This window comes from Pseudomonas sp. PA-4-8C (assembly GCF_021606625.1).
Classification (GTDB): Bacteria; Pseudomonadota; Gammaproteobacteria; order Pseudomonadales; family Pseudomonadaceae; genus Aquipseudomonas; species Aquipseudomonas lactis.
Map to the genome: position 1 here is coordinate 26,282 of NZ_WKCD01000041.1, position 6,536 is coordinate 32,817.

General features: G+C 61.4%; 7 protein-coding genes. 1 reads left to right on the forward strand and 6 read right to left on the reverse strand.

Annotation, left to right across the window (positions count from 1 at the left end):
• Positions 1-14: 14 nt before the first annotated feature.
• Genes GIW04_RS09965 through zur form a run of 4 tightly spaced genes read right to left on the reverse strand, consistent with a single transcriptional unit; the run spans position 15 to position 2,805 of the window.
• The gene (locus GIW04_RS09965; protein WP_120247387.1) at positions 15-734 is read right to left on the reverse strand and encodes a PA5502 family lipoprotein; all 720 of its coding nucleotides are present in this window, start codon (positions 732-734) and stop codon (positions 15-17) included.
• A gap of 37 nt (positions 735-771) precedes the next feature.
• Positions 772-1,560, reverse strand: coding sequence for a zinc ABC transporter permease subunit ZnuB (gene znuB, locus GIW04_RS09970; protein WP_003187359.1), 789 nt, complete (start codon positions 1,558-1,560; stop codon positions 772-774).
• The gene (gene znuC, locus GIW04_RS09975) at positions 1,553-2,323 is read right to left on the reverse strand and encodes a zinc ABC transporter ATP-binding protein ZnuC (protein ID WP_034129233.1); all 771 of its coding nucleotides are present in this window, start codon (positions 2,321-2,323) and stop codon (positions 1,553-1,555) included. The genes znuB and znuC overlap by 8 nt, the downstream gene beginning before the upstream one ends.
• The gene (zur, locus tag GIW04_RS09980) at positions 2,323-2,805 is read right to left on the reverse strand and encodes a zinc uptake transcriptional repressor Zur (RefSeq protein WP_003187362.1); all 483 of its coding nucleotides are present in this window, start codon (positions 2,803-2,805) and stop codon (positions 2,323-2,325) included. Before zur ends, znuC begins: the two co-directional genes overlap by 1 nt.
• A 58-nt stretch (positions 2,806-2,863) precedes the next feature.
• Here zur and GIW04_RS09985 point away from each other — a divergent pair, with 58 nt between their 5' ends.
• Positions 2,864-3,793 (forward strand): zinc ABC transporter substrate-binding protein, encoded by a 930-nt coding sequence (locus tag GIW04_RS09985; protein ID WP_003187364.1) that lies wholly within the window; start codon positions 2,864-2,866, stop codon positions 3,791-3,793.
• Positions 3,794-4,470: 677 nt separating this feature from the next.
• Here the strand turns inward: GIW04_RS09985 and GIW04_RS09990 are convergent.
• Together GIW04_RS09990 and GIW04_RS09995 are read right to left on the reverse strand one after the other, a co-directional pair.
• Complete coding sequence (locus tag GIW04_RS09990) at positions 4,471-5,688, reverse strand: class I SAM-dependent methyltransferase (RefSeq protein ID WP_044272728.1); 1,218 nt, start codon at positions 5,686-5,688, stop codon at positions 4,471-4,473.
• A gap of 207 nt (positions 5,689-5,895) precedes the next feature.
• Positions 5,896-6,513, reverse strand: coding sequence for a TPM domain-containing protein (locus GIW04_RS09995; protein WP_003189374.1), 618 nt, complete (start codon positions 6,511-6,513; stop codon positions 5,896-5,898).
• Positions 6,514-6,536: the final 23 nt, after the last annotated feature.

Sequence of the window (6,536 nt, forward strand, 5' to 3'; positions counted from 1 at the left end):
TGCCTGCGATGCTTTTAGTCCGCCTTGCGCGGAATCAGCACAACCTGCGCCGGAATGTGTTTCAGGATTTGCCGGTGAATCTTCAGGTCATATCCCGAATCAATCCGCTTGACCCGCTTGGTCAGTAACGTGGCCAGCCACGGGTAATCCTGGGTGCGTGGCACCTGGATGCTGACATCGCACTGATAATTCACCACGTCGGTGGCGATGGCGTCCAACTGATGGCGCATGTCTTCAACATCCGCAAGGTTCAGCGCCACGGTGGTGCTCGGCGCTGTCGGGTCGATAACCTTGGCGGCGGGCTTGGCTTCAGCGGCTTTCAACGCGGCTTCTGCCTGGTCCAATTCGGCTTTGCGCGCATGGCTGATAGCGCTGTTGACGCCACCAGTCAGCGCAGGGGCCTTGGGCATCAAGGCGCGGGCACGGCTCAGGGCCGTGGCGGCCGCGTTGACATCGCCCTTTTGCAACACGATCTGGCTGCGCTGCAAGTAGGCTTCGGCCAATTGACGCTGGTAGGCCTCAAGTGCCGGGTCATTGGGCGATTGGGCCTGCAGTGCGGCCAACTGGTCTTCGGCGGTGGCCAATTCGCTGCTGGCCAGGTTTTGTTCCAGCTGCGCGATGGCCGCAGCCCGCGGATCCGGAGCCTGGGGGGCAGCGGGCGGCGTACTTTGGCAGGCGCCCAGCAGCAGTGAAAATGCGGCAAGGAGCAGATAACGGGAGGTGAACGGCTTCATTCCTGCGACTCTCTATTTGCGCAAAAAGCGAGCAAGTCTACACCCCTCGACGGGGCAGGACAAAACTCAGCAGAAACAGGGCGGCCGCCGTAACCACAATCGACGGCCCGGCCGGTGTGTCCTTGAACCAGGACAGCGCCAGGCCACCACACACTGCAAGCATCCCCAGGAGGCTGGCGCCAATCGCCATCTGCTCCGGAGAGCGAGCGTGACGTTGGGCGGCGGCGGCTGGAATGATCAGCAGCGACGTGATCAACAATACGCCGACAATCTTCATCGCGACAGCAATCACCACGGCGATGAGCAACATCAGCGCCATACGCAGGCCTGCGACGGGCAAGCCCTCTACCTTGGCCAGTTCTTCATGCACGGTGATCGCCAGCAACGGGCGCCACAGGGTCACCAGCAACACCAGCACCGCAGCGCTGCCGCCGAGTATCCAGGCCAGGTCGGTCGGGCTGATTGCCAGCAGGTCACCAAACAGGTAGGCCATCAGGTCGATGCGCACTTCATGCATGAAGCTCAGCACCACCAGGCCCAGGGACAAAGTACTGGGCGCAAGGATGCCCAGCAGTGTGTCGGAAGCCAGTGGCTGGCGTTGCTGCAGGGTCACCAGCAGCACCGCTAGCAGCAGGCAGCCGACGGTCACGGCGATGGCCGGGCTTACATCCAGCAGAAAGCCCATGGCCACGCCCAGCAAGGCGGCATGGGACAAGGTGTCGCCGAAATAGGCCATGCGCCGCCAGACCACAAACGAGCCCAATGGGCCCGCCACCAGAGCCAAAGCCAAGCCTGCCAGCAGGGCGTAGAGCAGAAAATCAGCCATGCTTGCAGCTATCTCCATGAACGTGGGGGGTATCGACGACGGCGCCATGCAGGTCATGGGCGTGGTCGTGGTGGTGATGATAGATAGCCAGGCTCTGGGCGTTCTTGCCGAACAACTCCACGAACGCCGGGTCGCCACTGACCTGTTCCGGGTGGCCCGAGCAGCACACGTGGCGGTTGAGGCAGACCACTTGGTCGGTGGTGCTCATGACCAAGTGCAAGTCGTGGGAGACCATCAGCACGCCGCAACCATGGCGGTCGCGCAGGCGGGTGATCAGGCTGTACAGCTCGGCCTGGCCAGCGACATCGACACCTTGCACGGGCTCATCGAGTACCAGCAACTCGGGCTCGCGCAGCAAGGCGCGGGCCAGCAGCACGCGCTGCATTTCGCCGCCGGAGATGCTTTGCACCGGGTTGTCGATGACGTGTTCGGCGCCGACTTCCTTAAGCGCAGCCTGGGCGCGGGCGCGGTCTACGCCGGGCACCAGGCGCAGAAAGCGCAAGACGGAGAGCGGCAACGTCGGGTCTACATGCAGCTTTTGCGGCATATAGCCCACGCGCAGCTTGGGCTTGCGCCAAACCGTGCCGCTGTGGGGCTTGAGCAGCCCGAGCACGGCGCGCACGAGGGTGGTCTTGCCAGCGCCGTTGGGGCCGATCAAAGTGACGATTTGCCCCGGCTCCACGCTCAGTGCGATGTTTTCCAGCACGTTTTGCCCGGCGAACGTGACCCCGACCTGCTCCAGGCGGATTAACGCTTTGCTCATCAAACCCCCTGGCAGCCTGCGCACAGGCCGACCACTTCGACCGTTTGCCCCTCGACCTTGAAGCCGACGTCGGCAGCGCTTTTGACAATGGCGTCGCTGATGCTTTTTTGCTCAAGCTCGATGGCGGCGTGGCACTCGCGGCAGATCAGGAACTGGCCCTGATGCGCGTGCTCCGGGTGGTTGCAACCGACAAAGGCGTTGAGCGAGGCGATACGGTGCACCAGGCCATTTTCCAGCAGGAAATCCAGTGCACGGTAAACGGTAGGCGGTGCGGCGCGGCGGCCGTCCTGCTCGCTGAGGACGCCAAGAATATCGTAAGCGCCCAAAGGCTTATGGCTCTGCCACACCAGCTCCAGCACCCGGCGACGCAAGGCGGTCAGGCGCAAGCCTTTCTTTGCGCACAGGGTGTCGGCCTCTGACAATGCGGTGTGCACGCAGTGAGAGTGGTCGTGGGGACGGCTGGCAAGCGGTGTTTTAGGCATGAGCGGCGACAGATATTTGATAGAGACGTTATTATGTTACCCGTTCCTACGCCATCGAGTGGTCATCGTGTCCCGACTTTTTCCCGTTTTTGTCGTATTTGTCACCAGTTTGTTCGTTGCGGGTGCCGCTCAGGCCGAGGTCAAGGTGCTGACGAGCATCAAGCCGTTGCAGCTGATTGCCGCTGCCGTGCAGGACGGGGTGGCTGTTCCAGAGGTATTGCTGCCGCCAGGGGCGTCGCCGCACAACTTCGCTTTGCGCCCATCCGACGTACGGCGTGTGCAGTCGGTGGACCTGCTGTACTGGATCGGGCCCGACATGGAAACGTTTTTGCCGCGTGTGCTCAAAGGCCGTACGGCGCCAACGGTGGCCGTGCAGGATCTGCCAGGCATGAAACTGCGCATCTTCGGCGAAGATAGCCACTCTCATGCCGACGAAGCCGACGAACATGACCACGATCACCGCCCAGGCAGCGTGGATGCGCACCTGTGGCTGTCGACCGTCAATGCGCGCGTGATCGCCGCACGGATGGCGGCCGACCTCAGTGCCGCAGACCCGGCCAATGCCGAGCGTTATCAGAGCAATGCCAAAGCCTTCGAAGAACGCCTGAACGCGCTGGATGCGCGCCTGAAGCAGCGTTTGGCGGGCGTTGATGGCAAACCTTACTTCGTGTTCCACGAAGCCTTTGATTACTTCGAAGAGGCGTACGGCTTGAAGCATGCCGGCGTGTTCAGCGTGGCCGCCGAAGTGCAGCCGGGCGCGCAGCACGTAGCGGCGATGCGCGCGCGTTTGCAGGAAGTGGGCAAGACTTGCGTGTTCAGCGAGCCGCCGTTGCGACCTCGCTTGGCCGAAACCCTGGTAGCCGGGTTGCCGGTGAAGTTGGCGGAGTTGGATGCGTTGGGTGGCTATACCCCGGCGACGGCCCAGGGTTATGAGCAGGTGCTGGAAAAACTCGGCAATGACCTCGCCGGTTGCCTGGAGTCGCTCTAACAGGTAACACAAAACCCTGTGGGAGTGGGCTTGCCCCAATGCCAGTCAGTTAAGCGGTCATCGCCTACTGTAGGAGCGAGCTTGCTCGCGAAAAACGTCAACGATAACGCGTGCTCGCTGAATGAACGCGGCGCCCGTAAGTTTTTCGCGAGAAAGCTCGCTCCTACAAAAAACCTTAACTGACTGGCATTAGGGCTTGCCCGCGATAGCCATAGGTATCTACACAACTTTGTAGGCTGTAGCAGCCGACGGTAACCACTATGCGAAGCGAGACGCTCTTGATCTTGATCTGCTTTTGATCTTAGGCGCCCCGTTAAACCACGCTGGCGGATTACGGGCACACCGAGCCTGGGCGAGGTGCCGAGTGGTGGGGCAAGAGCGTTTTGCTTACTTTGCCGCTTTTGCAAAGTGAGCCGCCGTCAGGGCGGAACCCTAAGTAGCCGTTACCGCAGCAATGGATATGTACACAATCCAACTGTGTTGACTGTCAGGCCGCCTTCGCAGGCAAGCCAGCTCCCACAGTTGGGCCGCGGGGTGTCAGGTAGATAGCCGTAGGCTGGGAGGCCGGCATCGCAGGCAAGCCAGCTCCCACATTTGGATCGCGGGGCGTCAGGTAGATATGCGCTGGCCGCCGGGGCCGTCACGGGAGCAAGCTCCCACAGCGAACCGCGTCCATTTCAGGCCAGGTAGCCATCCCCGCGCAACAGGGTTTCCAGGCAGTGTTCGGTGATGTGATAGAACGCCTTGAGCTCCTGGATTTTTGCCAGTAGCTGCGCGTTGTCCACAGGCTCGGCACGTTTGACCGCCAGGATCATCTTGTTCTTGTTGGTGTGCTCCAGCGAGATGAACTCGAACACCTTGGTCTCATAGCCACAGGCTTCAAGGAACAACGCACGCAGGCTGTCGGTGACCATTTCCGCCTGCTGGCCCAGGTGCAGGCCGTATTGCAGCATCGGCTTGAGCAACGCCGGGCTCTGGATCTGCAGGCGGATCTGTTTGTGGCAGCACGGCGAACACATGATGATCGACGCACCGGAACGGATGCCGGTGTGGATCGCGTAGTCGGTGGCGATGTCGCAGGCGTGCAAGGCAATCATCACGTCCAGCTCACTGGGCGCCACGCTGCGCACGTCGCCGCATTTGAACACCAGCCCCGGATGCTCCAGGCGTGCGGCGGCGCTGTTGCAGAGGGTGACCATGTCTTCACGCAACTCTACACCGGTGACCTCGCCCTCGGCCTTGAGGGTATTGCGCAGGTAATCGTGAATGGCGAAAGTCAGGTAGCCCTTGCCCGAGCCGAAATCGGCGACCCGCACCGGGCGGTCGAGCTGCAACGGCGACGACGTCAGCGCATGGCTGAACACTTCGATGAACTTGTTGATCTGCTTCCACTTGCGCGACATCGAGGGGATCAGCGCCTGCTTGGCGTCGGTCACGCCCAGGTCGGCGAGGAACGGCCGGCTCAGGTCGAGGAAGCGATTTTTTTCACGGTTATGCTCGGCCGAAGGTGCCTCGCGCAGTTGCTGCGGCTTGCTTTTGAACAGCGAGCTTTTGTTCTTCTTGCTGTACTCCAGCTGGGCTTCGTCGGTCAGCGCCAGCAAGTGCGCGTTCTTGAACGAGCTGGGCAACAGCTCGGCAATCGCCGCCACGCCGTCAGCCGAGGGGAAGTTCTTGGTGATGTCGCGGGTCTTGTAGCGATAGACGAACGACAGGCAAGGCTGGTCCTTGACCACCACCGGCTTGATGATCAGCCGCTGCAACTCGGCTTCCTCACCGACGTACTTGGCCAGCACCAGCTTGATAAAAGCGTTCTGGGCCAAGCTTGCGCTCAACAGTTCGATGAATTGGGCATGATGATCCGGCGCAGGGCGGGCAGGTTGAGCGGTGACGGACATGAACAAAAACGCCTCGGGTAAAGAATGCCGGGCATTTTAGGCGGGATGGGGGTTCAGGGCACGGGGTTATTTGATCAACGGTCAATCAACCCGAATAAGGATGCTGCCTTGTGTGGGAGCTGGCTTGCCTGCGATGCAGGCAACTCGGTTAATCAGGCAAACCGAGGCGATGCCATCGCGGGCAAGCCCGGCTCCCACAGAAAGCAGTTATTCGAGCACGACCAGGCGATTGGGCAGTTCGTTGCGGGTTTGGGTAACGGGCACATGCACCTTGAGCAACTCGCCACAAGCTTCAACGCAGGCGATGAACCCGGCGAGCGTCTGCCCCTGTCTCACCTGCTGGGTAAACGCCTGGACAATGGCGTCCCAATTGCTGTCATCCAGGCGCTTGGAAATCCCGTCATCCACCAGGATCTCCACATACCGCTCGGCCTCGCTGACAAAAATCAGCACCCCGGTGCTGCCCACTGTGTGGTGCAGGTTCTGCTCCAGAAACTGGCGCCGCGCCAGGTTGGACGCACGCCAGTGGCGTACCGAACGCGGAATCAGCCGGGTAGTGACCTTGGGCAAGCGGAACACCAGGCACAGCACAATGAACGTCGCCCACTGCGCCACCAGCAAGGTGTACATGGTCAGGTAGCCCGACAGGTAATGCACCACGCCCGGCACCACCAACGCGATCAAGCTCGCCCACAGCAACGGAATGTAGGCGTAGTCGTCGGCGCGCGCCGCCAGCACGGTGACCAACTCCGCGTCGGTGGTTTTCTCGACCCGGGCGATCGCTTCGGCGACTTGGCGCTGCTCGTGTTCAGTCAGTAATGCCATGGTTGTAGATGCTCTATTCTCGT